At 55.8% G+C, this 26309-nt stretch carries 29 protein-coding genes; 7 read left to right on the top strand and 22 right to left on the bottom strand.

Annotated elements, in window-relative coordinates; translation table 11 throughout:
* Positions 1–13: 13 nt before the first annotated feature.
* Entirely contained in the window at positions 14–1216 is a 1203-nt protein-coding gene (ackA, locus tag SK58_RS09255; protein ID WP_015572267.1) for an acetate kinase, read from the top strand.
* Positions 1217–1291: 75 nt separating this feature from the next.
* Complete coding sequence (gene pta / locus SK58_RS09250) at positions 1292–3433, top strand: phosphate acetyltransferase (protein WP_045327763.1); 2142 nt, start codon at positions 1292–1294, stop codon at positions 3431–3433.
* A 108-nt stretch (positions 3434–3541) separates the two neighbouring features.
* Here pta and SK58_RS09245 read toward each other — a convergent pair whose 3' ends face one another.
* The 5 genes from SK58_RS09245 to SK58_RS09225 all read right to left on the bottom strand — a co-directional run bounded on the left by SK58_RS09245 (position 3542) and on the right by SK58_RS09225 (position 7523).
* Positions 3542–4495, bottom strand: coding sequence for a transketolase family protein (locus SK58_RS09245; RefSeq protein ID WP_015572265.1), 954 nt, complete (start codon positions 4493–4495; stop codon positions 3542–3544).
* Positions 4488–5318, bottom strand: coding sequence for a transketolase (locus tag SK58_RS09240; RefSeq protein WP_048219729.1), 831 nt, complete (start codon positions 5316–5318; stop codon positions 4488–4490). Before SK58_RS09240 ends, SK58_RS09245 begins: the two co-directional genes overlap by 8 nt.
* Positions 5315–6706, bottom strand: a complete 1392-nt coding sequence (locus SK58_RS09235; protein WP_048219727.1) for a PTS ascorbate transporter subunit IIC — start codon at positions 6704–6706, stop codon at positions 5315–5317. The genes SK58_RS09240 and SK58_RS09235 overlap by 4 nt, the downstream gene beginning before the upstream one ends.
* A gap of 21 nt (positions 6707–6727) precedes the next feature.
* Positions 6728–7000 (bottom strand): PTS sugar transporter subunit IIB, encoded by a 273-nt coding sequence (locus SK58_RS09230; RefSeq protein WP_003861447.1) that lies wholly within the window; start codon positions 6998–7000, stop codon positions 6728–6730.
* Between the two features lie 79 nt (positions 7001–7079).
* Positions 7080–7523: a PTS sugar transporter subunit IIA gene (locus tag SK58_RS09225; protein ID WP_017383438.1), complete on the bottom strand. Its 444-nt coding sequence runs from the start codon at positions 7521–7523 to the stop codon at positions 7080–7082.
* Between the two features lie 236 nt (positions 7524–7759).
* On the opposite strand from SK58_RS09225, the gene SK58_RS09220 reads away from it, so the two are divergent.
* Positions 7760–8779, top strand: coding sequence for a LacI family DNA-binding transcriptional regulator (locus tag SK58_RS09220; RefSeq protein WP_017692998.1), 1020 nt, complete (start codon positions 7760–7762; stop codon positions 8777–8779).
* A 3-nt stretch (positions 8780–8782) separates the two neighbouring features.
* Here SK58_RS09220 and yfcD read toward each other — a convergent pair whose 3' ends face one another.
* From yfcD to yfcF, 3 genes are read right to left on the bottom strand one after another with little or no spacing between them, the layout of a single operon-like run.
* Positions 8783–9349: an NUDIX hydrolase YfcD gene (gene yfcD / locus SK58_RS09215; protein ID WP_006811396.1), complete on the bottom strand. Its 567-nt coding sequence runs from the start codon at positions 9347–9349 to the stop codon at positions 8783–8785.
* A gap of 55 nt (positions 9350–9404) precedes the next feature.
* Positions 9405–9956 carry a phosphodiesterase gene (yfcE, locus tag SK58_RS09210; RefSeq protein WP_003861437.1) on the bottom strand — a complete coding sequence of 184 codons (552 nt, stop codon included), beginning with the start codon at positions 9954–9956 and terminating at the stop codon, positions 9405–9407.
* Between the two features lie 56 nt (positions 9957–10012).
* Positions 10013–10657: a glutathione transferase gene (gene yfcF, locus SK58_RS09205; RefSeq protein ID WP_017692996.1), complete on the bottom strand. Its 645-nt coding sequence runs from the start codon at positions 10655–10657 to the stop codon at positions 10013–10015.
* Between the two features lie 140 nt (positions 10658–10797).
* Between yfcF and yfcG the strand changes: the two genes are divergently transcribed.
* From yfcG to SK58_RS09185, 4 genes are all read left to right on the top strand, one after another.
* A complete protein-coding gene (gene yfcG / locus SK58_RS09200; protein WP_045338082.1) occupies positions 10798–11427 on the top strand; it encodes a GSH-dependent disulfide bond oxidoreductase in 630 nt (209 codons plus the stop codon).
* A 75-nt stretch (positions 11428–11502) separates the two neighbouring features.
* On the top strand, positions 11503–11871 hold the full coding sequence (gene folX, locus SK58_RS09195; protein ID WP_003861432.1) for a dihydroneopterin triphosphate 2'-epimerase: 369 nt from the start codon (positions 11503–11505) through the stop codon (positions 11869–11871).
* 13 nt (positions 11872–11884) lie between these two features.
* Positions 11885–12778: a TIGR01777 family oxidoreductase gene (locus SK58_RS09190; protein WP_045338083.1), complete on the top strand. Its 894-nt coding sequence runs from the start codon at positions 11885–11887 to the stop codon at positions 12776–12778.
* A 44-nt stretch (positions 12779–12822) separates the two neighbouring features.
* Positions 12823–13323, top strand: coding sequence for a GNAT family N-acetyltransferase (locus tag SK58_RS09185; RefSeq protein ID WP_045338084.1), 501 nt, complete (start codon positions 12823–12825; stop codon positions 13321–13323).
* A gap of 100 nt (positions 13324–13423) precedes the next feature.
* Here SK58_RS09185 and hisP read toward each other — a convergent pair whose 3' ends face one another.
* From hisP to SK58_RS09115, 14 genes are all read right to left on the bottom strand, one after another.
* Positions 13424–14197, bottom strand: coding sequence for a histidine ABC transporter ATP-binding protein HisP (gene hisP / locus SK58_RS09180; protein ID WP_003861426.1), 774 nt, complete (start codon positions 14195–14197; stop codon positions 13424–13426).
* Positions 14198–14206: 9 nt separating this feature from the next.
* Positions 14207–14920, bottom strand: coding sequence for an ABC transporter permease (locus SK58_RS09175; RefSeq protein ID WP_003861424.1), 714 nt, complete (start codon positions 14918–14920; stop codon positions 14207–14209).
* A complete protein-coding gene (locus tag SK58_RS09170) occupies positions 14917–15603 on the bottom strand; it encodes a histidine ABC transporter permease HisQ (protein ID WP_015572256.1) in 687 nt (228 codons plus the stop codon). Before SK58_RS09170 ends, SK58_RS09175 begins: the two co-directional genes overlap by 4 nt.
* An 88-nt stretch (positions 15604–15691) precedes the next feature.
* Positions 15692–16474 carry a histidine ABC transporter substrate-binding protein HisJ gene (gene hisJ / locus SK58_RS09165; RefSeq protein WP_003861421.1) on the bottom strand — a complete coding sequence of 261 codons (783 nt, stop codon included), beginning with the start codon at positions 16472–16474 and terminating at the stop codon, positions 15692–15694.
* Positions 16475–16700: 226 nt separating this feature from the next.
* On the bottom strand, positions 16701–17483 hold the full coding sequence (gene argT, locus SK58_RS09160) for a lysine/arginine/ornithine ABC transporter substrate-binding protein ArgT (RefSeq protein WP_015572255.1): 783 nt from the start codon (positions 17481–17483) through the stop codon (positions 16701–16703).
* Between the two features lie 290 nt (positions 17484–17773).
* Positions 17774–18343: a UbiX family flavin prenyltransferase gene (locus SK58_RS09155; RefSeq protein ID WP_015572254.1), complete on the bottom strand. Its 570-nt coding sequence runs from the start codon at positions 18341–18343 to the stop codon at positions 17774–17776.
* A gap of 89 nt (positions 18344–18432) precedes the next feature.
* Positions 18433–19950: an amidophosphoribosyltransferase gene (gene purF / locus SK58_RS09150; protein WP_006811407.1), complete on the bottom strand. Its 1518-nt coding sequence runs from the start codon at positions 19948–19950 to the stop codon at positions 18433–18435.
* 33 nt (positions 19951–19983) lie between these two features.
* Complete coding sequence (gene cvpA, locus SK58_RS09145; protein WP_000262116.1) at positions 19984–20472, bottom strand: colicin V production protein; 489 nt, start codon at positions 20470–20472, stop codon at positions 19984–19986.
* 221 nt (positions 20473–20693) lie between these two features.
* Complete coding sequence (gene dedD, locus SK58_RS09140) at positions 20694–21389, bottom strand: cell division protein DedD (protein WP_017383444.1); 696 nt, start codon at positions 21387–21389, stop codon at positions 20694–20696.
* Positions 21379–22647 carry a bifunctional tetrahydrofolate synthase/dihydrofolate synthase gene (folC, locus tag SK58_RS09135; protein WP_045343830.1) on the bottom strand — a complete coding sequence of 423 codons (1269 nt, stop codon included), beginning with the start codon at positions 22645–22647 and terminating at the stop codon, positions 21379–21381. The genes dedD and folC overlap by 11 nt, the downstream gene beginning before the upstream one ends.
* A gap of 70 nt (positions 22648–22717) precedes the next feature.
* Positions 22718–23623: an acetyl-CoA carboxylase, carboxyltransferase subunit beta gene (accD, locus tag SK58_RS09130; RefSeq protein WP_014884667.1), complete on the bottom strand. Its 906-nt coding sequence runs from the start codon at positions 23621–23623 to the stop codon at positions 22718–22720.
* A 154-nt stretch (positions 23624–23777) separates the two neighbouring features.
* A complete protein-coding gene (locus tag SK58_RS09125) occupies positions 23778–24437 on the bottom strand; it encodes a DedA family protein (RefSeq protein WP_003861406.1) in 660 nt (219 codons plus the stop codon).
* A 28-nt stretch (positions 24438–24465) separates the two neighbouring features.
* Entirely contained in the window at positions 24466–25278 is an 813-nt protein-coding gene (gene truA / locus SK58_RS09120) for a tRNA pseudouridine(38-40) synthase TruA (protein WP_048219725.1), read from the bottom strand.
* The gene (locus SK58_RS09115; protein ID WP_015572252.1) at positions 25278–26291 is read right to left on the bottom strand and encodes an aspartate-semialdehyde dehydrogenase; all 1014 of its coding nucleotides are present in this window, start codon (positions 26289–26291) and stop codon (positions 25278–25280) included. Before SK58_RS09115 ends, truA begins: the two co-directional genes overlap by 1 nt.
* Positions 26292–26309 lie beyond the last annotated feature (18 nt).

Here is a 26309-nt window from a genome sequence, read left to right as displayed (position 1 = left end):
AATAGGTACTTCCATGTCGAGTAAGTTAGTACTGGTTCTGAACTGCGGTAGCTCCTCACTGAAATTCGCCATCATCGATGCGCTCAACGGTGACGAGTACCTCTCTGGTTTGGCCGAATGTTTCCATCTGCCTGAAGCACGTATCAAGTGGAAGATGGACGGCAGCAAACAAGAAGCGGCTTTAGGTGCAGGCGCCGCTCACAGTGAAGCGCTGAACTTTATCGTTAACACTATTCTGGCACAAAAACCAGAACTGTCTGCTCAGCTGACCGCAATTGGTCACCGTATCGTCCACGGCGGCGAAAAATACACCAGTTCCGTGGTAATCGACGACTCCGTGATCCAGGGTATCAAAGACTCTGCGTCTTTCGCACCGCTGCATAACCCGGCGCACCTGATCGGTATCGCTGAAGCACTGAAATCCTTCCCGAGTCTGAAAGACAAAAACGTGGCCGTGTTCGATACCGCGTTCCATCAGACCATGCCGGAAGAGTCTTACCTCTATGCCCTGCCATACAGCCTGTACAAAGAGCACGGCGTCCGTCGTTACGGCGCACACGGCACCAGCCACTTCTATGTGACTCAGGAAGCCGCAAAAGTGCTGAACAAGCCGGTTGAAGAAGTCAACATTATCACCTGCCACCTGGGCAACGGTGGTTCTGTTTCCGCTATCCGCAACGGTAAGTGTGTTGACACCTCTATGGGTCTGACCCCGCTGGAAGGTCTGGTGATGGGTACCCGTTCCGGTGATATCGACCCGGCGATCATCTTCCACCTGCACGACACCCTGGGCATGAGCGTTGACGACATCAACAAAATGCTGACCAAAGAGTCTGGCCTGCTGGGCCTGACCGAGGTCACCAGCGACTGCCGTTACGTTGAAGACAACTACGCAGAAAAAGCTGACGCTAAACGTGCAATGGACGTTTATTGCCACCGTCTGGCGAAGTACATCGGTTCTTACACCGCGCTGATGGAAGGCCGTCTGGATGCTGTTATCTTCACCGGCGGTATCGGTGAGAACGCGGCAATGGTACGTGAACTGTCCCTGGGCAAACTGGGCGTTCTGGGCTTCGAAGTTGATCATGAGCGTAACCTGGCTGCCCGCTTCGGCAAGTCTGGCTTCATCAACAAAGAAGGCACCCGCCCTGCTATCGTTATCCCAACTAACGAAGAGCTGGTCATCGCGCAAGACGCGCACCGCCTGACTGCCTGATTCCACACCGCCAGCAATGCTGGCGGTGCTGTTTTGTAACCCGCCCAACGCGGCGGTAACGAAAGAGGATAAACCGTGTCCCGTACTATTATGCTGATCCCTACCGGAACCAGCGTCGGCCTGACCAGCGTCAGCCTCGGCGTGATCCGCGCTATGGAACGCAAAGGCGTTCGTCTGAGCGTCTTTAAGCCTATCGCCCAGCCACGTGCCGGTGGCGATGCGCCAGACCAGACCACCACCATCGTTCGCAAGAACTCCAATCTGCCAGCGGCTGAACCGCTGAAGATGAGCCACGTTGAATCTCTGCTCTCCAGCAACCAGAAAGACGTGCTGATGGAAGAGATCATTGCCAACTACCACGCAAACGCGCAGGACGCGGAAGTGGTGCTGGTTGAAGGCCTGGTCCCGACCCGTAAACACCAGTTTGCCCAGTCTCTGAACTTTGAAATCGCGAAAACCCTGAACGCAGAGATCGTTTTCGTGATGTCTCAGGGCACGGATACCCCAGAGCAGCTGAAAGAGCGTATCGAACTGACGCGCAGCAGCTTCGGCGGTGCGAAAAACACCAGCATCACCGGCGTGATTGTTAACAAGCTGAACGCGCCAGTAGATGAGCAGGGCCGTACGCGTCCTGACCTGTCCGAAATTTTTGACGACTCTTCCAAAGCGAAAGTCATCAAAGTTGACCCGGCTAAGTTGCAGGATTCCAGCCCGCTGCCTGTTCTGGGCGCGGTGCCATGGAGCTTCGATCTGATTGCCACCCGTGCAATCGATATGGCGCGTCACCTGAACGCCACCGTGATCAACGAAGGCGATATCAACACCCGCCGCGTGAAGTCCGTGACCTTCTGTGCGCGCAGCATTCCGCACATGCTGGAGCACTTCCGCGCAGGTTCCCTGCTGGTGACCTCCGCAGACCGTCCGGACGTGCTGGTCGCTGCCTGCCTGGCGGCGATGAACGGCGTGGAAATCGGTGCCATTCTGCTGACCGGCGGCTACGAAATGGACGCGCGTATCAGCAAGCTGTGCGAACGTGCGTTCGCCACTGGCCTGCCAGTCTTCATGGTGAACACCAACACCTGGCAGACCTCCCTGAGCCTGCAAAGCTTCAACCTCGAAGTGCCGGTTGATGACCACGAGCGTATCGAGAAAGTTCAGGAATACGTTGCGGGCTACATCAACGCAGACTGGATCGAATCCCTGACGGCGACTTCCGAGCGCAGCCGTCGTCTGTCTCCTCCAGCCTTCCGTTACCAGCTGACCGAGCTGGCGCGTAAAGCGGGCAAACGCGTGGTTCTGCCAGAAGGCGACGAACCACGTACCGTTAAAGCGGCGGCCATCTGTGCAGAGCGCGGTATCGCGACCTGTGTGCTGCTGGGTAACCCGGATGAGATCAACCGCGTTGCGGCGTCGCAGGGCGTTGAGCTTGGCGCGGGCATCGAAATCGTTGATCCTGACGTGGTCCGCGAAAGCTACGTTGCCCGTCTGGTTGAGCTGCGTAAGAACAAAGGCATGACCGAAGCCGTTGCGCGTGAGCAGCTGGAAGACAACGTGGTGCTGGGTACGCTGATGCTGGAGCAGGACGAAGTTGACGGTCTGGTTTCCGGTGCGGTTCACACCACCGCGAACACCATCCGCCCACCGTTGCAGCTGATCAAAACCGCACCGGGCAGCTCTCTGGTCTCCTCCGTGTTCTTCATGCTGCTGCCTGAACAGGTTTACGTTTACGGCGACTGCGCGATCAACCCGGACCCAACCGCAGAGCAGCTGGCAGAAATCGCTATCCAGTCTGCGGACTCCGCAACTGCCTTCGGTATTGAACCACGCGTCGCGATGCTCTCCTACTCCACCGGTACCTCTGGTGCAGGTAGTGACGTAGAGAAAGTCCGTGAAGCAACCCGCATTGCACAGGAAAAACGTCCGGATCTGATGATCGACGGCCCGCTCCAGTACGATGCCGCGGTAATGGCTGACGTGGCGAAATCCAAAGCGCCGAACTCGCCGGTTGCAGGTCGCGCTACCGTGTTCATCTTCCCGGATCTGAACACCGGTAACACTACCTATAAAGCGGTACAGCGTTCAGCAGACCTGATCTCCATCGGGCCAATGCTGCAAGGCATGCGCAAACCTGTGAACGACCTGTCCCGTGGTGCGCTGGTTGACGATATCGTCTACACCATCGCGCTGACCGCGATCCAGTCTTCGCAGCAGCAGTAAGCTAAAAAGCCCGGTGGCGCTAGCGCTTACCGGGCCTACGGTTTTGTAGGCCGGATAAGCGAAGCGCCATCCGGCAAGAGAGGCGACCACAAATGGTCGCCTTTTTTATTACAGCAACTCTCGCGCCGCCGACACAATGTCATGTGCCGTCAGGCCATACTCCTTTTGCAAGAAGTCCTGCGTGCCCACCTGACCATATCGTTCCTTCACCCCCACCCGCCGCATAGGCACCGGACAGGTTTCCACCAGCACTTCCGCCACCGCCGACCCCAGCCCGTTGTGAATGCTGTGGTTTTCGCAGGTCACAATACGCCCGGTTTTCTCGGCATAGTTTTTCACCAGCATCCGATCGATAGGCTTCAGGGTAAACATGTCGATGACCGCTGCGCTTACCCCCTCCTGCTCCAGCTGGCGCGCCGCCTCCAGCGCTTCCGCCACCATAATGCCGTTAGCAATCAGGGTAATATCGGTTCCCTCGCGCAGCACGTTGCCCTTGCCGATGGTGAAGGTTGACCCCGGGGCATACACGCTCGGGGCCTGTTTACGGATGGTTCTTACCCAGTAGAAGCCTTCCAGGTCGATGAGCTGACGCAGCACATCTTCGAACATCACCGCATCGGTCACCTCCAGCACCACTGAATGCGCCAGACCGCGCACGATGCCCATGTCCTCGAACGACATATGTGTCCCACCGTTGTGGCAGGCCGTCACGCCCGCATCCGAGGCAATCACCTTCACGTTATTGCGCTGGTAGTCCAGGGACATAAACAGCTGGTCAAAGCAGCGACGGCTGGCAAAGGCGGTAAAGGTATGAACGAACGGCTTCCGTCCGGTGAGCGACAGCCCGGCGGCCGTCCCAATCACGTTGGCCTCCATAATGCCGCAGTTGATGACGTGCTGTGGATAATCACGCGCTACGCCGTCCATCGCCATCGAACTCATCAGATCCGCTTCGAGCGCAATGATCTCGCTCCCGGCCTCAATCTGTTTTGCCACAAAACCCGCGTAGACCTTACGCATCTCAACGGCATCTTTCTGTCCTGTCGGTGCAACCTTAATCATGTGAAGTCTCCAGTTGGCGAATCGTCTCGTTGAGCGCCGCTTTGCTCTCCTCGGTTAATCGCAGGTGGTGCGAGTTGCTGAGCTGTTCCAGGTATGGCACCCCCTGCCCTTTGATGCTGTCGAGGATCACCACCCGCGGACGCGCATCGGCCGCAGGGATCGGCGCGGTCACCTCCAGCAGCGCCGGAATGTCATCCCCTTTCACCGTCACCACGTCAAAACCAAAGGCGCGGAATTTGCCTTCCAGGTCGAAGGCGCTGATGATTTCGTCCAGCTCGCCGTCGAGCTGCTGTTTGTTCCAGTCCACGAATACCGTCAGATTGTTCAGTCGATGGTGAGCGATAAACTGGAAGGCTTCCCAGCACTGTCCTTCATTCAGTTCTCCGTCGCCAACGATGCAAAACACCCGGTTTGGCCTTCCTGCCAGCTTGTGCGACAGCGCCATGCCGCCAGCGATGGAGATCCCCTGCCCCAGTGAACCGGTGGTGGCATCCACGCCGCGTGTTTTCAGGCGATCCGGGTGACTTGGCAGACGCGTCCCGTTCTGGTTCAGCGTGCTCAGCTCTTCAATCGGGAAGTAGCCCTTAATCGCCAGCGTGCTGTACAGCGCCGGCCCCGCATGGCCTTTCGACAGCACAAAGTAATCGCGCTCTGGCCAGTCCGGATCGGCCGGGTCAATTTTCATCACCGCGCCGTACAGAACGGCCAGCGTTTCAACGACTGACATGCTGCCACCGTAGTGACCAAAACCCAGCTGCGTAAGGGATTTCAGCGTCTCAAGGCGGATCTGACGCGCCAGGTCGGTTATTTCATTCTCATTCATGATTTGGCTCCGGGGTTTTCCTGCGCGTTACCGCTGGCAGGTTTGTTTTTAGCGAAGACGTTGTAGGCCACCAGCAGCGCGAACAACACAACAACCAGTCCGGTGATGGCAAGCGGCGACAGGAAGCGTGCCAGGTTGCCCAGCACAATCCCGACCGCACCAAAATCAGCGTCCGAGAAGGTCGTATTCGCAAAGCCAATTGCGCCCAGAACAGGCAGCAGCAGGACCGGCAGGAAGGTGATCAGCAGGCCGTTAGCAAAGGCGCCAATCATTGCCCCGCGGCGTCCACCGGTGGCGTTACCGAACACGCCCGCCGTTGCGCCGGTGAAGAAGTGCGGCACAACGCCCGGGAGGATCAGCACCCAGCTAAACTGACCGCAGATGAACAACCCAACAATCCCGCCGAGGAAGCTAAACAGGAAGCCAATCAGCACCGCGTTTGGCGCATACGGGTAGACTACCGGGCAGTCCAGCGCAGGCCGCGCATTGGGCACCAGTTTTTCCGAGAAGCCGGTAAAGGCCGGGACGATTTCCGCCAGAATCAGGCGCACGCCCTGCAAGATGATGAACACGCCTGCCGCGAAGGTGATGGCCATAATGATGGCGTATACCAGGTAGTTTTGGCCGCCGCTGAAGGTGGCCTCCACGTACTCACGTCCGGCGCTCACCGCCATGATCAGGTAGATAATCATCATGGTCAGGGAGATGGAGATTGAACTGTCACGCAGGAAGCTAAGGTTCTTCGGCAGGTTCATCTCTTCGGTGGAGCGCGAGCCTTTCCCGACCTTGCTGCCAATCCAGCCGGACAGCACGTAGCCCAGCGTGCCGAAATGACCGAAGGCGATCTCATCGTTGCCGGTAATACGCTTCATATAGCGCTGCGCAATCGCCGGGAAGAAGGCCATAATCAGGCCGAGGATCAACGAACCGGTAAAGACCAGCCCGACCCCCTCGAAGCCTGCAACCGTCAGGATCACGCCGATCATGCATGCCATGTAGAAGGTGTGATGCCCGGTGAGGAAGATGTATTTCAGGCGGGTAAAGCGCGCAACAATAATATTCGCCACCATCCCGAAGGCCATAATGAGCGCGGTGGAAGCGCCATATTTCTCCAGGGCAATCGATACAATAGCTTCATTGTTGGGAATAATGCCCTGAATATTAAAGGCGTGCTCAAACATACCGCCGAGCGGATTTAAAGAGCCCACCAGCACAGTTGCGCCGCCGCCCAGTACAATAAAGCCGAGAATGGTTTTAATTGTGCCTTTTACCACATCCGAAAAGGCTTTTTTCTGCGCCACAAGACCAAACAGAGCAATTAACCCGACCAGCACTGAAGGGACTTTTAAAATATCAACAACGAAATTCAGCGTTTCAAGGATAAACATATCCACCTCGCCTTATCAGGATTATTGTCTTTCGAACCAGGCGCGCAGCTGCGCTTCGAGTTCGTTGATATCGATGATATTGTTGATTACCACCAGCTGGCTTTCCGGCACGCTGGCGCTGGCGGCAATGTCTTTCGCCATTACAAACAGGTCCGCCGCGCCCGGCGTGGCCGAGGAGAGATCGGAGTGTTCAACCTCGGCCTCAATTTCCAGTTTTTTGAGCACCTTTTTAATATTCATTTCGACCATAAAACTGCTGCCCAGGCCGGAGCCGCAAATAGCCATGATTTTCATTGTTATCCCCTTTTTTGAGTAGAGTACGTCCCATCACGCTGACGCGTAATGTTGAGATGAATCGGATTAAATAATTAAATCAGAAGCGATCGATAACGGTTTTTATCTCCTCCAGCGTATTCGCCCGATGTAATTCAGCCATATCTTCGTCGCTGGAAAATAATTCCGCTAAGGCTGAGATCATTTCGATATGGCTATGCTTGTCCGGCGCCGCCAGCATCACAATCACATCGACGGGGTCAAACTCACCGGCACCAAAAGAGACGCCCTGTTTTAGTTTTAATAATGACAGGCCAAGTCCTTTCGCCCCTTCTTCCGGTCGCGCATGTGGCATTGCCAGCCCTGGAGCCAGCACATAGTAGGGACCTAACGTCTGGTGCTGCTCGATGATAGCCGTGACATATTCCGGCGCAATGACCTGCAAATCCAGCAGCGGTTTCGCGCACAGTTCCAGCGCCTGGGGCCAGCTTTCAACGCTATCCTGTAGGATGATGGTTGTATCATATATCCACTTTTTGAGCATTTTTCACTCCCGCTAAAGACCAGACATGGGCAAACTCTATTCAACCCATCAATCAATGACTGCGATCGCGATCACAAAGATAGCGCTACCAACGACTAACATGCAGAACTGTGATAGCGCTATCAAATTGCTATCATGGTGCGAAATCACAGCAAAAAAAGGGATTTAAGGCGTATACTGCCTGTCACGTAAAATGAAGGATGAAACTGAATCGCGTCCTGTCAGCAGGAAGATGTATGTCTTTAACCCGAAAACGGCGCAGTACCGGAAAAGTAACGCTCGCGGATGTCGCACAGCTTGCCGGCGTAGGCACGATGACTGTTTCCCGTGCCCTCCGCACGCCCGAACAGGTTTCCGATAAACTGCGTGAAAAAATTGAAGCCGCGGTGCAGGAGCTGGGTTATATGCCCAATCTTGCCGCCAGCGCACTGGCATCGGCGTCGTCATGGACGATCGCGATGGTAGTTCCCAATCTTTCCGAAGCTGGCTGTTCCGAGATGTTCGCCGGGCTACAGCAGGTGCTCCAGCCAGCCGGATATCAGATCATGCTGGCGGAATCTCAGCATCGTCTTGAACAGGAAGAGAAACTGCTCGAAACGCTGCTGGCCTCGAATATCGCCGCGGCGATACTGCTCAGCGTCGAGCACTCCGATACCGTACGCCACTGGCTGAAAAACGCCTCTATCCCGGTGATGGAAATGGGTGCAATGCGTGCCGATCCGATTGATATGAATATCGGGATTGATAACGTCGCCGCCATGTATGAACTTACCGAGATGGTGATTCAGCGTGGCTACCAGAATATCGGCCTGCTGTGCGCTAACCAGGAGCAGTGGATTTTTCAGCAGCATTTGCAGGGCTGGTACAAGGCGATGCTGCGCCACCACCTGTCGCCGAACAGAGTGATTAATGCCGCCATGCCGCCGAACTTCTCCACCGGCGCGGCACAACTGCCAGAGTTCCTGCTGGCGTGGCCGGAACTGGATGCGCTGGTGTGCGTATCAGATGAACTGGCCTGCGGCGCGCTGTATGAGTGCCAGCGTCGACGCATCAAAGTGCCGGACGATTTAGCGGTCGTGGGCTTTGGTGACAGCGACGTCAGCCGCGTCTGTCAGCCGCCGCTGACAACGATGGCAGTACCGCATCGCAAGATTGGGATTGAAGCCGGGAAAGCGTTACTGGAACGTCTGAATGACGGAGACTGGCGCGATCATAAACCCATCGCGTCCAGCCTGTGTATGCGGGAAAGCTGTTAAGGCTTACTCAGCCTCTTCCTCTTTTTCCGCCTTATTTTCCGGTTTAGCGGATTCGTTTTTGGCGTTGCGGGTCATCCACAGCGCCAGTGCTTTAAGGGAATCTGGCGTGAACTCGTCGCAACGCGCGGTGATCTCTTCCGGCGTCATCCAGCACACTTCGCTCACTTCCTCTTCCTGCAAGGCGAAAGGTCCGTGGGAAACGCAGCTAAACAGCCCGCCCCAGACGCGACAATGTTCATCTTCGAAATAAAATTGCCCGTGCTCGGCAAACGGCACGCCAGCGATACCTAACTCTTCTTCCGCTTCACGACGCGCGGAATCCAGCAATACTTCATCGGCCTGCACAACGCCACCTGCTGTGGCATCCAGCATACCAGGAAGAAAATCTTTGGTGTCGGTGCGACGCTGGACCAGAATCTTGCCCATGCCATCATGAACAACGATGTACGTCGCGCGGTGACGCAGACGCTCCGCACGCATTTGTTCGCGGCTGGCCTGCGCGATCACTTCATTCTCTTCGCTGACAATGTCAACCCACTCAGTACTTGCCAAATGATTCTGCTCCACCATCGGGAAACCTTCTCGTCTAAGCGCTCTTTTGGCGCGTTTGCAGTTGTGGTGTAACTTACGGATTAATCGCTATCTGCGCAATAACTTGCTGATCATTAAGTGCGATAACGCTTAATGTCCCGTCTTCATACATGCCGTAGCTTGCCGGATTGCCGCCTTTAGGAATGCTGACAGACCCGGGATTAAAGTGATAAAACGCCCCGCGTTTTTCCGCCACCGGAATATGAGTATGACCATAAACCAGGACATCGCCAGCGGCGAGTGACGGCAGGTTATCCGGGCCGAACAGGTGCCCGTGGGTCAGGAACAAACGGCTGTTTTCCATCAACACCTGTTGCCAGGGAGCGGTGATGGGAAAATTCAGCAGCATCTGGTCAACTTCGCTGTCACAGTTGCCGCGAACGGCGATAATGCGCGAGGCAAAATGATTAAGTTTTTCCGCCACCTGCGCGGGAGCGTAGCCTTCCGGCAACGCATTGCGTGGGCCGTGGTTTAACACGTCGCCCAGGATCACCAGCCATTGCGCTCCGCTTTGGGCGAACAGAGAAAGCACGCGTTCGGTCGCGGGCAGCGATCCATGAATATCCGACGCAAACATCAGTTTCATCAGTTACTCCTCAGGAATTCAGACTGCCCCTATCATACCTCAAGCGCCCCGTCTTATCAGCCCGCGCGCTTAGCAGAGAGTGCCAGATAGCGCTGTACCGACGCGCGTTGCCACTGGAATGTGGCGTAATCCACCAGCAGCTGTGGGACGTCATCGCCATTAAGGATCAAGCGATTGAGCATCAGCGCCAGATCGGTGTCGGCAATACACCACTCGCCAAACAGGTTGGGGTTACCCTGCGCCAGCAGCGATGAGGCAGTTTCGATCAGCTTCCGGGCGCTGGATAAGCCTTCCTCGCTGAGGGCGGGCTTTTTGACGCCAGCGAACACCACATCCGTAGAGCGTTCTGTGCGAATCGGCACCAGGTCGCTACGCAGCCATGCCTGGATCTGGCGGGCGCGGGCGCGCTTTTGCAGATCGTGAGGATAGATGCGTTCCCACTCTGGCGGGGCAAAGCGGTCCTCAAGATACTCGTCAATCGCCGAGGATTCACTCAACTCAAAACCGTCGATCTCCAGCACAGGGACACGGCGGGTGAGCGCGTAGCCCTGCCACTGAGGCTTCAGATGTTCGCCGCTGTCCAGGTCAACGGTTTTCAGACTAAAAGTAAGCCCCTTTTCTGCCAGCGCCACATAAACGCTCATGACATAAGGAGAAAAAAAGTTCGCATCGGACCACAACGTTATTACAGGCTGGCTCATAACATCCTCATCGGCTGATCGGTTTTCACTCAACATATAATCTCTTTGCCTCGCTGTCACTTGATGAAAACTCACGATTTACAACAAGCACCTATACTGATTTTTCATGGCAACACTATTCGCACTGACAGGAGTTGAGAATGATAGATCTCTATTATGCCCCCACCCCTAATGGCCATAAGATCACCCTCTTTCTTGAAGAAGCCGAAGTGGACTACCGGATCATTCGCGTGGATATCAGTAAAGGCGACCAGTTCCGCCCCGTTTTTCTGGCCATATCGCCCAACAATAAAATTCCGGCCATCATTGATAACCTGCCCTCTGACGGCGGCAAACCGTTAAGCCTGTTTGAGTCTGGAGAGATTTTGCTCTATCTGGCAGAGAAAACCGGCAAGCTCCTGAGCGGGGAGTTGCGCGAGCGTCATCACACGCTGCAATGGTTATTCTGGCAGTCGAGCGGCCTGGGGCCGATGCTGGGGCAGAATCATCACTTTACTGCCTATGCGCCGCAGACGATCCCTTACGCCATTGAGCGATATCAGGTCGAAACCCAGCGCCTGTACGGTGTCCTGAACCGTCGGCTGGAAAAATCACCGTGGCTGGGAGGTGAGCATTACAGCATTGCAGATATCGCCTGCTGGCCGTGGATCAACACCCATGAACGCCACCGGATCGATCTGGCCGCTTATCCGGCGGTGAACAACTGGTTTGAGCGCATCCGGACCCGCCCGGCCACCGAACGCGCCATGCAAAAAATCCATCAGATTTGAGCCTGCGCCCCGTTGGGTGCAGGTGTTCTCCTCATGTATGATGAGGTGAAAATACTGACACGGAGAAGACCTGCAATGTCCCAGCATGACGCTATTATTCGTATAAAAAACTTACGCTTACGCACGTTCATTGGTATCAAAGAGGAGGAGATCGCGAATCGCCAGGATATCGTGGTGAATGTAGTGATCCACTACCCGGCAGACAAGGCGCGCGCCAGCGAAGACATCAATGACGCGCTGAACTATCGCACGATCACCAAAAGCATCATCCAGTACGTTGAGAACAACCGTTTTGCGCTACTGGAAAAATTAACTCAGGATGTGCTCGACATCGCACGCGAACACCACTGGGTCACTTATGCTGAAGTGGAGATCGATAAACTTCACGCCCTGCGCTACGCCGACTCCGTCTCCATGACGTTAAGCTGGCAGCGCCAGGCGTAAACCTGGAGGTTGTATGAAGATCCTGCTCACCGGCGGTACGGGCCTGATTGGTCGCCATCTCATTCCACGTTTGCAGACGTTGCATCACGACATTACCGTGGTCACGCGCAGCCCGGAGAAAGCGCGCCAGGTGCTGGGTGCCAGCGTTGAGATCTGGAAAGGCCTGGCGGAACGGCAGGATCTGAACGGCTTTGACGCCGTCATCAACCTCGCAGGCGAACCTATCGCCGATAAACGCTGGACCGAAGAGCAAAAACAGCGTTTATGCAGCAGCCGCTGGAACATGACCGAAAGGCTGGTTGAGCTGATTCGCAACAGCGAGACGCCGCCTTCGGTGCTGATTTCAGGTTCTGCTACAGGCTACTATGGCGATCTCGGTGAAGTGGTGGTGACCGAAGAGGAGCCGCCGCACAACGAGTTTACCCATAAACTCTGCGCCCAGTGGGAGCGCATCGCCTGCGCGGCGCAAAGCGATCGTACCCGCGTCTGCCTGCTGCGCACCGGCGTGGTACTTGCGCCGAAGGGCGGTATTCTCGGTAAAATGCTGCCGCCGTTTAAAATGGGGCTTGGCGGGCCCATCGGCAATGGTCGTCAGTATCTGGCGTGGATCCATATCGAGGATATGGTCAACGGCATTCTCTGGCTGCTGGATAACGACCTGCGCGGGCCGTTTAACATGGTGTCTCCGTATCCGGTACGTAATGAACAGTTTGCTCACGCCCTGGGCCATGCCCTGCATCGCCCGGCGGTGCTGCGCGTGCCTGCAACGGCGATTCGTCTGTTGATGGGTGAGTCTTCGGTGCTGGTGCTGGGCGGGCAGCGCGCGCTGCCAAAACGGCTGGAAGCGGCCGGGTTTACGTTCCGCTGGTATGACCTGGAAGAGGCGCTGGGGGATGTGGTGCAGTGAATATGTTAGAGTTATACGCCATGTCTGGATGATATGGCGTAACTATGGCAACCATCACCACAACCCGGCTCCATCTCGCCCCTTTCGAACCTTCTGACTGGGCGTTCTTCCGCTCTCTGCGCGAAGACCCCAACATCATGCGCTATATGGCCGCTATCACGCCGGAAAAAGAGACGCGCCGCGTATTTGCCGCGCGCCTGATGGCGGAGCATGTCTTTGTAATCCGTCTGCATAACGACATTACGCCGCTCGGGGATATCGGCCTGCAAATCAGTGCGGCGAACCGTGAAGAGGCGGATATTGGCTACACGGTTGTGCCTGCCGCGCAGGGAAAAGGCATTGCCAGCGAGGCGCTGCGCGCGGTGTGCGAGTATGCATTTAACCAGACGGGCGTGAAGGCGATAAACGCGTACGTGCTGGCGGATAACGTCGGGTCGGTGCGGGTCCTTGAGAAAGCGGGTTTTGTGCGCACACAGGTGCTGGAGAAAGCGTACGAGATTAACGGCGTACGGTACGACGACTGGGTGTATCGGCTGGAGTGTTGAGTGCCGGGCGGCACTGCGTTTGCCCGGCCTACGGGGTTTGTAGGCCCGGTAAGCGAAGCGCCACCGGGCAATTGCGCGGCTCTGCGGGCTGATGCCCTCTTTACTTCAGAGATCCTTTCAGGAACTGCTGCAAACGCGGGCTTTGCGGGTTCGCCAGCACCTCATCGGGGTGCCCCTGCTCTTCAATTTTCCCCTGATGCAGGAAGATAACGTGGTTAGAAACGTTACGGGCGAAGCCCATCTCGTGCGTCACCACCACCATCGTTTTGCCCTCTTCCGCCAGCTTTTGCATGATGCGCAGTACTTCGCCAACGAGTTCAGGATCCAGCGCGGAAGTCGGTTCGTCAAACAGCAACACTTCCGGCTCCATCGCCAGCGCACGGGCGATGGAAACACGCTGCTGCTGCCCCCCTGACAGGTGCACCGGATATTTGATCTGCTGCCGCTCGTCGATACCCACTTTCGCCAGGTATTTGACCGCACGCTCGCGGGCTTCCTGCTTGCTTAAGCCGAGCACCTGAACCGGCGCTTCCATCACGTTCTCCAGCACCGTCATGTGGCTCCAGAGGTTGAAGTGCTGGAACACCATCGTCAGGCGTGTGCGCAGCAGGCGCAGCTGGTTTTTATCCGCCACTTTAAGCTGGCCGTCTTTATCACGGACCATATTGATGTTCTGTCCGCTCACCACAATCGACCCTTCGCTCGGTTTTTCGAGGAAGTTGATGCAGCGCAGGAAGGTACTTTTACCCGAACCTGATGAGCCGATAATACTGATCACGTCACCCGCGTTAGCCTCCAGCGACACCCCTTTCAGCACTTCATGTTCGCCGTAGCGCTTGTGCAAATCAATTACGTTTAATTTGTTCTCAGCCATCATAAATTCTCAGTGCGTCGACGGTTTTATATGCTGTAACCAGCGTTTTTCAGCCTTACGGAACAGGCTGATCAGGACGTAAGAAATGATCAAATAGAGCACTGCCGCAATGCCAAACGCCGTAAACGGCTGGTAGGTGGCAGAGTTAATATCGCGGGCAATCTTTAACAGATCCGGTACCGTGGCGGTAAACGCCAGTGCCGTCGAATGCAGCATTAAAATCACTTCGTTGCTGTAGGCCGGCAGCGCAATACGCAGCGCCGAAGGCAGAATAATACAGCGGTAGAGCTTCACGGACGAGAAGCCGTACGCGCGCGCCGCCTCGATCTCACCGTGCGGCACAGACCGGATGGCCCCGGCGAAGATCTCGGTGGTATAGGCGCAGGTATTGAGCGTCAGCGCCAGCACCGTACAGTTCAGGCCGCTGCGGAAGAACGCGTTCAGCATCTCGGTGCCTTTCACGATCTCCAGCGTGTACATCCCGGAATAGAACACCAGCAGCTGCACGTACAGCGGCGTACCGCGAAACACGTAGGTGAACAGCCAGATCGGGAACTGGATAAATTTATTGTTCGACACGCGGCCAATGGCGAGAAACACCGCCAGAATGCCGCCCATTACCACCGAGGAGATCAGCAGCCACAGCGTGATCGCCACGCCAGTAAAGCGGTAGCCATCCGTCCACAGCAGGGATTTCCAGTACTCCTGAATAATCTCAATCACAGGTCAGCCCTCTTCACACCCACGGAGTAGCGACGTTCGAGCAGAAGCAGCACACCATTGGAGACGGTCGTAAAGACCAGATAAATTACGCCGCAAACCACCGCAAAATAGAAAGGTTCCCAGGTGCTTTTACCCGCCAGCTGCGTGGCCTTCACCACATCTTCCAGACCCAGCAGGGAGACCAGCGCCGTTGCCTTGAGAATAACCTGCCAGTTGTTACCGATGCCCGGCAGCGCGTAGCGCATCATGGCCGGGAACATGATCCGGCGAAACGTTTGTGAGGAGGTAAAACCGTAGGCGGTCGCCGCTTCAATATGCCCTTTCGGCACGGCCATGTAAGCGCCGCGGAAGGTCTCAGTGAAATAAGCGCCGTAGATAAAACCAAGGGTAATAATACCAGCCACCATCGGGTCGATATCGATCTGCTCCATGCCGATGGCATCCGTCACGCCGTTAAGTGCGATTTGCAGGCCGTAAAAGATCAGCAGCATCAGCACCAGGTCAGGCACGCCGCGAATCAGCGTGGTATAGCCTTCAAATATCAGCGCCAGCGGTCTGTTGGCGGATAATTTTGCCCCCGCGCCCGCCAGGCCTATCAGCACCGCCAGCACCACGGAGCTGATAGCCAGCTCAAGGGTGACAAGCGCGCCCTGTAAAATAACGCCAGAAAATCCGTACAGCATACCGCGTGCCCTGTCGTCTCGTGAGTGGTGGAACCGTGTCTTTTCCCCTCCCGCAACGGGAGGGGCCGCACGTTATCAGACGGGGCGATTAGCCGCCGTAAACATTAAAATCGAAGTACTTTTTCGCCAGCTTGTCATAGGTGCCGTCCGCGCGCATCTCGGCGAACGCTTTGTTCAGGGCTTCACGCAGTTCGTTGTCTTCTTTACGCAGGCCCATACCGGTACCGACGCCAAAGAGTTTTTCGTCCTTAATGGACGGACCGCCGAACTTGTAATCTTTACCCACAGGCTGTTTCAGGAAGCCTTCGCTTGCCGCCACTTCATCCTGGAATGCCGCGTCAATGCGGCCTGCCGTGAGGTCTGCGTAGATGTTTTCCTGGCCTTGGTAAGAGACAATTTCAATCCCCTTTGGCGCCCAATGCTCGTTGCCGTAGGTTTCCTGCGTCGTACCCTGCAACACGCCCACGCGTTTGCCTTTCAGAGATTCAAGGGTTGGCTGAATGTCAGAGGATTTCGCCACCACCAGACGTGAGTCCGCCGCATAGAGTTTGTCCGTGAAGGCAATCTCCTGCTGACGTTTTTCTGTGATGGACAGGGAGGACATGATCACGTCAATTTTCTTCGCTTTCAGGGACGGGATCAGCGCATCCAGCGGGTTTTCAACGTAGGTACATTGCGCTTTAATGCGTTTGCACAGCTCGTTAGCCAGATCGATGTCAAAACCGACCAGTTCCCCCTTCGCATTCTTCGATTCGAAAGGTGCATAGGTTGGGTCAGTTCCAATACGAATTTTCTGCGGAATTGCTGCGAATGCCGCGGTGGCGCTGGAAAAAGCCAGTACCAGAGAAAGTGACAACACCAGTTTTTTCATATCTGTCCTCAACAAACTGTCTTAATACGAGATTTTTACGACGACGGGGTGTTGTTAATGTGCCATTAATCCCCTCATTCAGGCAAAGATTAATGCCTTTGAACGGGAATTTTTGCATTATAAATGCTTAACTATGCACACAACGATCCAGTATGGTGCATGTGTTGCACCATACTGGAACATAACCCCGCCGGGATGCACCACTTCAGTGCATCTCATTCAGGCATTAATCACCGTAGACGTTGAAATCGAAGTATTTCTTCGCCAGTTTGTCGTAGGTACCGTCTTTACGCAGCTCATTAAAGGCTTTGTCGAAGGCGGCTTTCAGCTCGGTATCATCCTTACGCAGGCCAATACCGGTACCGTCGCCAAAGTATTTTTTGTCTTTTACCGACGGGCCAGCAAAGGCGTACTCTTTACCCGCAGGCTGTTTCAGGAAGCCTTCGCTCGCGGCGACTTCATCCTGAAACGCGGCATCCAGACGGCCTGCCGCCAGGTCAGAGTAGATCAGATCCTGGTTCTGGTAAGCCACAACATCGACGCCCTTCTCGCGCCAGTTAGCATTGGCGTAACCTTCCTGGGTCGAGCCCTGAAGCACGCCAACATGTTTGCCTTTCAGCGAGTCGATGGTCGGCTGGATTGGCGAGCCTTTCGCGGCAATCAGACGTGAGTCGGCAGCGTAGAGCTTCTCAGAGAAGGCGATCTCCTGCTGACGTTTTTCCGTGATGGAAAGAGAAGAGATAATGGCATCAATTTTCTTGGCTTTCAGCGACGGGATCAGCGCATCAAAGTCACTGCCCACCCATGTGCATTTCACTTCCATGCGTTTGCACATCTCATTTCCCAGATCGATATCAAACCCCACGAAGTCGCCTTTCGCATCCTTGGAGGAGAATGGCGCGTAGGTTGCGTCTGTACCGATACGAACTGTCTGTGGAAGCGCTGCATAGCTACTTGCTGCTGCACTCAAGCCCACGAGCAAAGACAGAGCCAGAACCGTCTTCTTCATACATTTACCCTCAAGAACCGTGATTTTATTATGGTTTATGTTGTGTGTTGTGTTGCAGGCTGTTCTTGCAGGTCTTATGCCACATTGTCGTCGGGTTAAAACTACGACGTTAAGTATGTTAATAAAACGTTGCGATACTGCCTTAATGGTGAAAGATAGCAGGTCTGCCGAACGAACCGGAAAGAGAAAAAGGGAAAAAGCGAATTAAATGTCGAGGATATGATCGCGGTTGCAGTTTTGCCCTGAAACAGGGCAAATTGTCTTTTCATGCACCTTGTTTGTGCACAGCTTCACGCCCCCTGCCAGCGGGTAAAGAGATCTTCCGGCAGGTCGATATCGAACTGATCCAGTACGCGGTTAACGGTCTGGTTGATGACATCGTCCAGCGTTTGCGGACGATGATAGAACGCGGGGACCGGCGGCATAATCACGGCCCCCAGTTCGGCTGCTTGCGTCATTAAACGCAGATGTCCCAGGTGCAGCGGCGTTTCCCGCACGCAGAGCACCAGAGGACGACGCTCTTTCAGCACCACATCCGCTGCACGCGTCACCAGCGTGTCGGTATAGCTGTTTACAATGCCGGAAAGGGTTTTAATCGAACAGGGCAAAATAACCATGCCGGCCGTTTTAAACGAGCCCGAAGAAATGCTGGCGGCGATATCGCGGGCATCGTGGACAACGTCAGCCAGGGCCTGAACGTCGCGCAGAGAGAGATCGGTTTCAAGAGAGAGGGTCTGACGCGCCGCCTGGCTCATCACCAGATGGGTTTCTACGCCTGCAACGTCACGCAGCACCTGTAACAGCCGGACGCCATAAATCGCGCCGCTGGCACCGCTGATCCCTACAATGAGTCGTTTCATGATTTTCGCCCTTGCTGATTTCAGGGCAGACTGTGCAGGATTTTACGGGGAGTTGCAAGTGAGGGCGAGCGCCCTCACCTGCATACGCATCAACCTTCGTTGTGCATCTCTAAGCTTTCAAGATCGTTTTGCAGCTGGACGGCTTTCGCATCATCGTTACGCAGCGAATCCAGATAGTCGAGATACTGCTGGTCAACGTCTTTCGTTACGTAGATCCCATTGAATACCGAGCATTCGAACTGCTGAATATCCGGGTTCTCGGCGCGCACCGCGTCGATCAGATCGTTCAGATCCTGGAAAATCAGGCCGTCGGCACCGATGATCTGCCGAATTTCGTCTACTTCACGACCGTGAGCAATCAGCTCGTTAGCGGTTGGCATATCAATGCCATACACGTTCGGGAAGCGAATTTCCGGCGCTGCGGAGGCGAGATACACTTTCTTCGCCCCGGCCTCACGCGCCATCTCGATGATCTGCTCAGACGTCGTGCCGCGCACAATGGAGTCGTCCACCAGCAGCACGTTCTTGTCGCGGAACTCGGCACGGTTAGCGTTCAGCTTACGACGTACGGACTTACGACGCAGCTGCTGGCCCGGCATGATAAAAGTGCGGCCCACGTAGCGGTTTTTTACGAAGCCCTGACGGTACGGCTTGTCCAGAATACGGGCAATTTCCAGCGCGATATCACAGGAGGTTTCAGGGATTGGGATCACGACATCAATGTCGAGATCGTCCCACTCGCGGGCAATCTTCTCGCCCAGCTTCGTCCCCATGTTGACGCGCGCGCTGTAAACGGAAATCTTGTCGATGAACGAGTCCGGACGCGCGAAGTAAACGTATTCGAACAGGCACGGGTTGCTCACCGGGTTGTCGGCGCACTGACGGGTAAACAGCTGGCCCTTCTCAGTGATGTAGACCGCTTCGCCTGGCGCGACATCACGCAGGAATTCGAAGCCCAGAGTGTCCAGCGCCACGCTTTCGGAGGCAACCATGTACTCGGAACGGCCATCGCCGAGGTCACGTTTGCCAAGCACCAGCGGGCGAATGCCGTTTGGATCGCGGAAGGCCACCATGCCGTGACCGATGATCATCGCCACGCAAGCATACGCGCCACGGATCAGGCGGTTAGTCGCGGCAACGGCGGCAAAAATGTTGTCTGCTTCCAGCGGATAATGGCGGAAGTTATCCAGTTCGCTGGCAAAGATATTGAGCAGGATTTCAGAATCAGAGGTGGTGTTAATGTGGCGACGTTTCTCTTCGAACAGCTTTTTACGCAGCTCGTGGGCATTGGTCAGATTGCCATTGTGGGCAAGCGTGATGCCATACGGGGAGTTAACGTAAAAAGGCTGAGCCTCAGAGGCGCTGGAACTGCCAGCAGTAGGATAACGAACGTGACCGATCCCCATATTACCTTGCAGACGCTGCATATGGCGGGCTTCAAACACATCGTTTACCAGGCCATTCGCCTTGCGTAAACGGAAGCAGTTGTTTGCATCAATGGTGATGATACCGGCAGCATCCTGCCCACGGTGCTGAAGCACCGTTAACGCGTCATAAATCGACTGGTTTACCGGCATGAAACCGGCGATACCGACAATACCGCACATTCGTCTTTTCCTCGTTAAGCCACATCTCAGGGTTTATGCCCTGGGCAAGAAACTCGACGAGCTTTGCAGATAGTCAAAGAACCATCTGATGATGAAGCTGAACTCCGGAATGAGCTGCGATTTTTGCCAGTCTTCACTTTTGGAGAACCCGGTAAAGGTATCCAGGAAGAACAGGATCGCGGCCACAATGAGCACGCCTCGCAACGCGCCGAAACAGATGCCGAGTACCCTGTCCGTTCCTGACAGACCGGTTTTCTCGACCAGCTGACCTATCACGTAATTGACGATAGCGCCGACAATCAGCGTCGCGATAAACAGCACCGCGATGGCGATTCCGTTTCGGACCAGTTCATCTTCAAAGCCCGTGAACCAGACAGACAGGTAAGTGTAGTAATGACTGGCAACAAAGAAAGCACAACCCCAGGTTACCAGCGATAACGCTTCACGAACAAAGCCACGGATCAGGCTAACCAGACAGGAAAAACCAATCACCGCAATGATGGCGTAATCAATCCAGACCATATGTGTCCCACGATTAAACGCCCTGTCATCCAGTTCGGGGCGAATTCTAACAGAAAAAGAAAACGTTTGCGTAGGGATTTCCTTCCCACGCGTAAATAAAAAAGGCGCTGAAAAAATGCTCAACGCCACCGCACCGTTGACGTTTCTGTGAACGTCTGCCTCCCCCTCACCCCGGCCCTCGCCCCTTTGGGGAGAGGTTTAGGGTGAGGGGGGAATTTCTATCAGTTTGCGCTGTAGTTCATCACCACACCGCTCAGGCCGGAGATTTGCTTCAGCTCGCCAAGCGAACCTTTGAGCTTATCTTTAGACGCATCCGGCCCCACGAGGATACGGGTAATTTTACCCTGTACTGGCGTGGTGGGTGAAGTATAAACACGGTATCCCGCGCCGCGCAGTTTACTCACGATCTCATTGACCTTATCTGCATTTTTCAACGCACCGAGCTGAACGACATAGGCTTTACCCGTAGGGGCGGCCTCCTGCTGGGTCTGTTTGGCCGGTGGCGGCGTTTCCGTTGCCGCAGCCAGCTGCTCGTCGGCTTTGTCACGCTGCGGTTTAGGCTGCGTTTTCTCTACCGGCTTCGGTTTTTCAACCGGTTTGGGTTGCTCTACCGGTACAGGATCGATTTCAACGTTGTTATTCGCGGCCAGACGCGACGGATCAAGAGACGGCGCGGCTGCATCACCTGCGCGCACCTCTTCCGCTGCACCTTCTGGCGGCTGGGCAGGCAGCGCCTGCGTTGCCGCTGGCAGCATATCGGGCTCGTCGCGATCGCCCGGTTTGGGTACCAGCGGAATGGCCGCAAATTCATCCTGGTAATGCTTTTTTTGCCCGTCGAGCAGTCCCGGGAGAATAATCACCCCGAGCGCGACCAGCACAATGGTTCCTGTTAAACGGTTCTGAAACTTACTCGCCACCGGTTCTCCCCGCGTCCATCACTTCCATGACATGTGCCACCGTGTGGAATGACCCACACACCAGCACGGTATCTTCTGGTTTAGCCTCCGCCATCGCGGCACGCCAGGCCGAAACCACACTGTTGTAGATTTCGCCTTTGCCGAGATGTTCCATCAACTGCTCAGCAGTCGCGCCGCGCGGCCCTTCCAGAGGAGCACAATACCAGCTATCGACCACACTCTCCATGCAGGCCAGCGTGCCGCCGATATCTTTATCATGAAGCATACCGATAACCGCCAGCACGCGCCCGGTTTTTGGTAACGATTTGAGACGTCCTGCGAGGTACGCCGCCGCATGCGGGTTATGTGCAACATCCAGAATCAGACGCGGTGACTCACTTACAATCTGAAAACGTCCCGGCAGCAGTGCGTTCTGAATGCCGTCGCGGATCGCCTGCTCACTTACCGCTAATCCGCTGGCGCGCAGGGCTGCCAGCGCAGTCGCCGCGTTAGGCTGTGGCACCTGCGGAAGGGGCAGACTCTCCAGCACGCCCTGCGCATCGCTGAAGCGCCAGCCTTTGTCCTGCACCTCATACTGCCAGTCCACGCCGCGACGCAGCAGACGAGCGCCCTTCTCTTTCGCTACCTCAGCAATGGTATGCGGCATGTCCGGTTCGCCTACCACGGCAGGCTTATTGGCCCGGAAAATACCGGCCTTCTCACGGCCAATGCTCTCGCGGTCCGGGCCCAGCCAGTCGGTGTGATCCAGCGCGATGCTGGTGACGACGGCGACATCCGCATCCACCATATTGGTGGCATCCAGACGCCCGCCCAACCCCACTTCCAGGATCACCACGTCCAGCTGCGCCTGCTTAAACAGCCACAGCGCCGACAGGGTGCCGTATTCGAAATAGGTTAATGAGGTTTCGCCGCGCGCCGCTTCGATAGCGGCAAACGACGCCGTATGGGCGGATTCCGCCAGCTCGGTGTTTTGCACGCGCACGCGCTCGGTATAGCGCACCAGATGCGGCGAGCTGTAAACGCCAACCTTGTACCCCGCCGCCATCAGGACAGATTCCAGCGTGCGGCAGGTGGTGCCTTTACCGTTAGTGCCGGCCACGGTAAATACGAAAGGCGCGGGTTTCAACACGTCAAGACGCGCGGCAACCTGGCTTACGCGCTCAAGGCCCATGTCGATAGTTTTACTGTGCAGGTTTTCCAGATAAGAAAGCCACGCGGCCAGGGGCGACGTGGCTTGAGGAATGCTTTTATTTTCCATGATGCCCGGTTGTCATTAACGGTTTAGAAAGCAAAAGGGCAGCGCCATTCGGCCCTGCCCTTTTCAGTTATCAGGCCTCGGGTTCCTGATCCGGTACCACCACGCCTTCGCGCGGCTCGTCCGGGTTCGGCGCCGGCAGATTCATCAGCTTCGCCAGGACGCTTGCCAGTTTCAGGCGCATTTCCGGACGGCGGACGATCATGTCGATGGCGCCCTTCTCAATGAGGAACTCACTGCGCTGGAAGCCCGGCGGCAGTTTCTCACGTACGGTCTGCTCGATAACGCGAGGACCCGCAAAGCCGATCAGCGCTTTTGGCTCAGCGATGTTCAGGTCGCCCAGCATCGCGAAGCTTGCAGAAACGCCGCCCATGGTTGGATCGGTCAGTACCGAGATGTACGGCAGACCGCGCTCCTGCATTTTCGCCAGCGCCGCAGAGGTTTTCGCCATCTGCATCAGGGACATCAGCGCTTCCTGCATACGTGCGCCACCGGAGGCGGAGAAGCAGATCAGCGGGCAGTTGTCTTCCAGCGCCTGCTCAACGGCACGCACGAAGCGCGCGCCAACCACAGAGCCCATTGAGCCGCCCATAAAGGAGAACTCAAACGCGGCGGCAACCACCGGCATCTCGTGCAGGGTGCCTTTCATGACGATCAGCGCGTCTTTCTCGCCGGTCTCTTTCTGCGCAGAGGCCAGACGATCTTTGTATTTTTTGGAGTCGCGGAACTTAAGCACATCTTTTGGCTCCAGTTCGCTGCCCAGTTCTACCAGAGAACCTTCGTCCAGCAGGCTATGCAGGCGGTTGCGCGCCGACATACGCATATGGTGGTCACACTTCGGACACACCTCAAGATTGCGTTCCAGCTCTGCGCGATACAGAACCTGGCCGCAGCTATCACACTTCGTCCATACCCCTTCAGGAATGCTCGCTTTACGCGTTGGGGTAATGTTGCTTTTAATTCGTTCAATCCAGCTCATTGATAACCTTTCTGCCTGAACCTGGTCGTATGCCAGTTTTGCTGTAAGAGGCGAATAATGCCATTTTTGCCTCCAACAGACCATGAATGTTGCACATTAAAACATAACAGCCCGAAACTTTGGATAAAAAAGTGGTCGAACCGCCAGCATGCATTTACTTCGCTTGCTTTGCCGCCGCGCGTTTGTGACGGATAATTTCGATGACGCCAGGCAGTACGGAAAGCACAATAATCGCTACAATCAGTAACTTAAGGTTTTCCTGAACCACCGGCAGATCGCCAAACAGGTAGCCTGCATAGGTGAACAGCAGCACCCACAGCAGCGCGCCCACCACGTTGTACATGGCAAAATGACGATAGGACATGTGACCCATTCCCGCCACAAACGGTGCAAATGTACGCACAATAGGCACAAAACGGGCAAGGATAATGGTCTTACCGCCATGGCGCTCATAGAACGCATGGGTCTTATCTAAATAACTGCGGCGGAAAATCTTCGAGTCCGGATTACTGAACAACCGCTCGCCAAACACCCGCCCGATGGTGTAGTTGACCGCATCACCAACAATCGCGGCGATGATCATCAGGACCACCATCAGATGGACATTCAGGTCATTCGTTGGCAGTGCGGATAACGCGCCCGCCACGAACAGCAGTGAATCTCCCGGCAGGAACGGCGTAACCACAAGGCCGGTTTCACAGAACAGAATGAGGAACAGAATGGCGTACACCCAGACGCCGTACTGCGCGACCAGCTCCGCCAGGTGAACATCAATATGCAGGATGAAATCAATCAGAAAACGTATTACGTCCATATTGTCTAAGCCCTAATTGCACCTTTGTTTAGTCCGCTAAAAACAGCGGGCCCATTGGCGGTTTTGGCAGGTCGAACCGGTCCGGATAATCCACCGAAACCAGATACAGACCTTCCGCTTTCGCCGTTGCTGCCGCAAGCGTTCTGTCCTTCGCTGCCAGCAGTTCTGCAATCCAGCTCTCCGGCTGGTGTCCGGCGCCCACATCCATCAGGCTGCCTACAATATTCCGCACCATATGATGTACAAAGGCATTGGCTTTGATATCCACCACCACATACGCGCCATAACGACTGACGTTAATGTGCATGACGTTACGCCACGGCGTACGGGACTGACACTGCACCGCACGAAACGACGTAAAATCATTCTCTCCAATCAGACACTGCGCCGCACGCTGCATACGTTCTGCATCCAGCGGTTCATAAAAATGCGTCACGCCCTGGCTTAACACCGCCGGGCGCAGGCGCTGGTTATAGATGACATAACGGTAGCGCCGCGCCGTCGCGCTGAAACGCGCGTGAAAATCATCCGGCACAGCTTTCACCCAACGCACGGCAATGTCACCAGGCAAATTCGCATTTACACCCAGCGTCCAGGCCGCGTCTTTGCGCACGGCGGTGGTGTCAAAATGCACCACCTGCCCCGTGCCGTGAACGCCGGCATCGGTGCGGCCCGCACAGAAGACGCTTATCGGTTCGTTCGCCACCTGAGAGAGCGCTTTCTCCAGCTTCTCCTGGACGCTGCGCACCTCATTCTGCCGCTGCCAGCCATAGTATTTACTGCCATCGTATTCAATGCCGAGGGCAATTCTGTGGACCGGCTTTTGTTCCACATCTGACATCAGTACAGATACTCCTGCACCAGTTTTTCCGCGATTTTGACCGCCATCAGCGCGCCGCCAAAACGCACGTTGTCGGCAACGGACCAGAACTGCACCTGCTCCGGCATACCGTAATCGTTACGCACGCAGCCCACAGAGAGATGCGCGCTGCCGGTGGCGTCGCCCACCTGCGTCGGGAATTCGCTCTCTTCGGACAGGACAATGTCCTCACCGCGGCCAAACGCGTCGCGGGCTTCTTCAGCCGCCAGCGGACGCAGGGCTTCAAACCCGACCATCTGCGCGTGGCCGTAAAAGACCGGAGACTGCACGACATTCGCGGAGATCATCAGCCCGTCATCCTGCAAAATTTTGCGTGCTTCATCGACGATACGACGCTCTTCCCGCACCGAACCTTCACGATCCGGCAGCAGCGGCAGCATGTTGAACGCCAGCTGGCGGCCAAAGAAATCATCTTCGTCGATCGGGATACCGTTCAGCAGCTTCGCGCTCTGCCCTGCCAGTGCGTCTACGGCTTTTTTACCGTTAGCGGAGGCTGAAAGCAGGCTGGTCACGGAAATACGCGACAGGCCACCGTCGTCGATCAGCGGCTTCAGCGCGGTCAGCAACTGGCTGGTGAGACTGTTCGGTACTGCAATGATGTTGCGGTTGCGGTAGTCAGCCAGCACAAACGGGTTGACGTCCGGCACCACCAGCGGCACATCCGGCTCCAGGGAGAACAGGCCGCTCAGGTCGATCACCAGACAGCCTGAATTTGTCGCTTCTTCAATGTAAGACGCCGTGGCTTCCGCCCCTGCGGCAAAAAACGCCAGCTGAGCCTGCGTCCAGTCAAACGCGGCGGCATCCTGCACCATCACGGATTTGCCGCCGAAACGCAGATGTTCTCCTGCGCTGTCGGTACGCGCCAGTGCGTAAATCTCACCCACCGGGAACTGACGCTCAGCAAGGGTTTCAAGCAGGGCTTCGCCCACGGCGCCAGTGGCACCCAAAATGGCAATGTTCCAGCCTTCAGACATGGTGGTTTACTCCAGAAA

It is taken from the genome of Enterobacter sp. BIDMC93 (genome assembly GCF_001037805.1).
GTDB classification, from domain to species: domain Bacteria; phylum Pseudomonadota; class Gammaproteobacteria; order Enterobacterales; family Enterobacteriaceae; genus Enterobacter; species Enterobacter hormaechei_C.
This window is presented reverse-complemented; position numbering and strand designations above follow the sequence as displayed.

Coding starts and splice junctions, on each gene's coding strand:
- ackA (WP_015572267.1), top strand. CDS start 14: ATGTCGAGTAAGTTAGTACTGGTTCTGAACTGCGGTAGCTCCTCACTG.
- SK58_RS09125 (WP_003861406.1), bottom strand. CDS start 24,437: ATGGACGTAATACGTTTTCTGATTGATTTCATCCTGCATATTGATGTT.
- folC (WP_045343830.1), bottom strand. CDS start 22,647: ATGGAAAATAAAAGCATTCCTCAAGCCACGTCGCCCCTGGCCGCGTGG.
- SK58_RS09220 (WP_017692998.1), top strand. CDS start 7,760: ATGTCTTTAACCCGAAAACGGCGCAGTACCGGAAAAGTAACGCTCGCG.
- SK58_RS09190 (WP_045338083.1), top strand. CDS start 11,885: ATGAAGATCCTGCTCACCGGCGGTACGGGCCTGATTGGTCGCCATCTC.
- hisJ (WP_003861421.1), bottom strand. CDS start 16,474: ATGAAAAAACTGGTGTTGTCACTTTCTCTGGTACTGGCTTTTTCCAGC.
- cvpA (WP_000262116.1), bottom strand. CDS start 20,472: ATGGTCTGGATTGATTACGCCATCATTGCGGTGATTGGTTTTTCCTGT.
- SK58_RS09240 (WP_048219729.1), bottom strand. CDS start 5,318: ATGAATGAGAATGAAATAACCGACCTGGCGCGTCAGATCCGCCTTGAG.
- folX (WP_003861432.1), top strand. CDS start 11,503: ATGTCCCAGCATGACGCTATTATTCGTATAAAAAACTTACGCTTACGC.
- SK58_RS09225 (WP_017383438.1), bottom strand. CDS start 7,523: ATGCTCAAAAAGTGGATATATGATACAACCATCATCCTACAGGATAGC.
- hisP (WP_003861426.1), bottom strand. CDS start 14,197: ATGGCTGAGAACAAATTAAACGTAATTGATTTGCACAAGCGCTACGGC.
- yfcD (WP_006811396.1), bottom strand. CDS start 9,349: ATGGTGGAGCAGAATCATTTGGCAAGTACTGAGTGGGTTGACATTGTC.
- SK58_RS09170 (WP_015572256.1), bottom strand. CDS start 15,603: ATGCTGTACGGATTTTCTGGCGTTATTTTACAGGGCGCGCTTGTCACC.
- SK58_RS09155 (WP_015572254.1), bottom strand. CDS start 18,343: ATGAAACGACTCATTGTAGGGATCAGCGGTGCCAGCGGCGCGATTTAT.
- SK58_RS09245 (WP_015572265.1), bottom strand. CDS start 4,495: ATGATTAAGGTTGCACCGACAGGACAGAAAGATGCCGTTGAGATGCGT.
- yfcG (WP_045338082.1), top strand. CDS start 10,798: ATGATAGATCTCTATTATGCCCCCACCCCTAATGGCCATAAGATCACC.
- SK58_RS09235 (WP_048219727.1), bottom strand. CDS start 6,706: ATGTTTATCCTTGAAACGCTGAATTTCGTTGTTGATATTTTAAAAGTC.
- argT (WP_015572255.1), bottom strand. CDS start 17,483: ATGAAGAAGACGGTTCTGGCTCTGTCTTTGCTCGTGGGCTTGAGTGCA.
- truA (WP_048219725.1), bottom strand. CDS start 25,278: ATGTCAGATGTGGAACAAAAGCCGGTCCACAGAATTGCCCTCGGCATT.
- SK58_RS09230 (WP_003861447.1), bottom strand. CDS start 7,000: ATGAAAATCATGGCTATTTGCGGCTCCGGCCTGGGCAGCAGTTTTATG.
- yfcF (WP_017692996.1), bottom strand. CDS start 10,657: ATGAGCCAGCCTGTAATAACGTTGTGGTCCGATGCGAACTTTTTTTCT.
- purF (WP_006811407.1), bottom strand. CDS start 19,950: ATGTGCGGTATTGTCGGTATCGCCGGTTTCATGCCGGTAAACCAGTCG.
- yfcE (WP_003861437.1), bottom strand. CDS start 9,956: ATGAAACTGATGTTTGCGTCGGATATTCATGGATCGCTGCCCGCGACC.
- SK58_RS09185 (WP_045338084.1), top strand. CDS start 12,823: ATGGCAACCATCACCACAACCCGGCTCCATCTCGCCCCTTTCGAACCT.
- accD (WP_014884667.1), bottom strand. CDS start 23,623: ATGAGCTGGATTGAACGAATTAAAAGCAACATTACCCCAACGCGTAAA.
- SK58_RS09115 (WP_015572252.1), bottom strand. CDS start 26,291: ATGTCTGAAGGCTGGAACATTGCCATTTTGGGTGCCACTGGCGCCGTG.